At 75.6% G+C, this 2,275-nt stretch carries 1 protein-coding gene and 2 pseudogenes; all 3 read right to left on the bottom strand.

The window, feature by feature from the left end; all coding sequences use genetic code 11:
* Positions 1-579, bottom strand: a pseudogene (locus E2C05_RS35005) (hypothetical protein); the annotation flags it as partial.
* Between the two features lie 179 nt (positions 580-758).
* A complete protein-coding gene (locus tag E2C05_RS31170; RefSeq protein ID WP_133223491.1) occupies positions 759-1,904 on the bottom strand; it encodes a flagellar motor protein MotA in 1,146 nt (381 codons plus the stop codon).
* Positions 1,901-2,275 (bottom strand): annotated as a pseudogene (locus tag E2C05_RS33675) (hypothetical protein); the annotation flags it as partial. The pseudogene E2C05_RS33675 and the gene E2C05_RS31170, both read right to left, overlap by 4 nt.

Raw genomic sequence — 2,275 nt, 5'->3', positions numbered from 1 at the left:
AAAGGCCAGACCCAGGAGGAGCGTTCCAGCGACGCGCGGCATGCCGGTCCCGTAGATCATGCGAATCGTCTGCGCCACGTCGCCGCCGACGCTCTCGGCGCGGCGCAGCGCCTCGGCCAGCTGCTGCTCCAGCGTCGCCAGCCGCTCGGCGCCGCCGCGCCCGGCCAGCTCCAGGTCGGTCACCCGCGCCGCCAGCCGCTCGCGCTCGGCCTGCGCCGCGTCGCGCTCGCTGCCCAGGCGGTCGCGCTCCTCCCGCGTCTCGCGCAGCTGGGCGGAGAGCAGGTCGCGGGCGCTGGCGGCCGCCCGCAGCTCCTCCGCCGTGCGGCCCAGCGCCGCCCGCAGCTCCTGCGCCTGGCCGCGTTCCAGCGCCAGCATCTCGGCCAGCTCGGCCACCTGGGCGTTCAGCCGGTCCAGCGCCCGGTCGCGGGAGGACAGCGCCACGCTCAGGAAGCCCTGGGCGAGGACGAAGACCATCAGCACGAAGATGATGACCATCAGCAGCGTGGAGAGGGCATCCACGTAGCCGGGCCAGGCATCCAGCCCGCCGCCGCCGCGCTGGCGGCGGTTGCCGAGCGCCACCTAGGGGTGCGAGGGGGGCTCGCCCCCTCGCGCTCCCCCACCAGGGGCTGGCGCGGATCGCGGCGCGGCCTGCGCGCCCCCGCGCGTCCATCCGCACCGGCAGGCTGCAGCGGCGGCGCGGCCCTGCCCGGACGCAGGCCGCGCTGCGCGGCCCCTGGACCGGCCCGGGTCCGCCCGGTTCAACGGGGCGCCTCTTCCGCCAGCGCCGCGATGGTGCGGGCCACCAGCTTGATCTCGCTGCGCAGCTCGGCCGTCGCCTGGGCGCGGCCGTTGACGAGTTCCTCCAGCAGGCGGGAGAGGTAGATCTCGGTGTTGCGCAGATGGCCGCGCACCACCTCGTCCGCCTGCGGCGCGCCGGCGGTGTCGGCCAGCCGCTGCAGCGCCGGGCCGAGCTGCGCCTGCTGCTCGGCGACCCGCAGCATCAGCGTCTGGCTGGCGCGCATCTGCTCGGTCAGCACCGACAGCCGGTCGGTCAGCGTGGTCAGCGCCTGCGCGGTCTGCGCCCGGCCTTCCTCGCCGCGCGCCAGGATGCGCTGCAGCCCTTCCAGGTTCTCCGCCGTCTGCTCCAGCAGCGCCTGGACATAGGCGGGCACGCTGCCGCCCTCGCCGCCGGCATCGCCCAGCACGCCGGAGGAGAGCCGGGTGATCCCCGCCAGCCACTCCTCCAGCTCGTTGTAGAAGCGCGTCTGCGCCTGCCCCGCCGTCAGGTCAAGGAAGCCCAGCACCAGCGCGCCGGCGAGCCCGAGCATGGAGGAACTGAAGGCGGTGCCCATGCCCTTCAGCGGCTGGGCGAGGCCGGTCTTGAGCTGGTTGAACAGCGTGTTCAGGTCGCCCGAGCCGACCGACATGCCGCCGATCACCTCGGACACCGAGCCGATGGTCAGCAGCAGCCCCCAGAAGGTCCCGAGGAGCCCGAGGAAGATGAGCAGCCCGGTCATGTAGCGCGACAATTCGCGGCTCTCGTCGAGCCGCGAGCCGATGCCGTCCAGCACGCTGCGCATGGCCGGCGCCGAAAGGCTCAGCCGGTCCGACCGGCGGGCGGAGAACATGCTGGCCATCGGCCCCAGCAGCCGCGGCGCCGCCATGGCCGGGGCGCCCATGCGCGGGCTGCGGAACTGCTCCAGCCAGGCCACTTCCGGCCGCAGCAGCAGCACCTGCCGCAGGTTCCAGCCGACGCCGATCAGCAGGACGAAGACGATCAGCCCGTTCAGCACCGGGTTGCTGGCGAAGGCGCCCGCCAGTTCCTGCAGCAGCAGCGCGGTCACCACGCCGACCGCAGCCAGGAAGCCCAGCATCCGCCACAGGTAGCGAAGCGGCGGGGTCACGGCGCGGGACGCCCGCCGCCGGGCGGCTGCACATCCACCGCGTCCAGCCGGTCCTCCTGCCGCCCCATGGGGCGGATGTCGATCCGCGTCGGCGGCAGGCCGCCGGCGACCAGCGCATCCTTCACCGCCAGGCCGCGCGCCAGGCTGAGGCGGCGGGCGGTCGAGACATCCTCCGGCCCGCTGGCCTGGGCCAGCAGCACCACGCGTCCTTCCGGCGCGGCGGCCAGGCGGCGGCCGAGTTCCGCCAGCGCCGGGGCGGCGGTCCGCGGCGGCGCCTCGGTGCCCTCGGGGAAGCGCAGCCGCCAGGCGCCGCCCGGCAGGGCCTCGAGCCCTGGCGGCAGGATGAAGGCGCGGGCGGCGGGGCCGGCGGC

The sequence above is a fragment of the Paracraurococcus ruber genome, assembly GCF_004353985.1.
GTDB lineage: Bacteria > Pseudomonadota > Alphaproteobacteria > Acetobacterales > Acetobacteraceae > Paracraurococcus > Paracraurococcus ruber.
The sequence above is the reverse complement of the archived record's forward strand: the minus strand, read 5'-3'. Positions and strand labels throughout refer to the sequence as shown.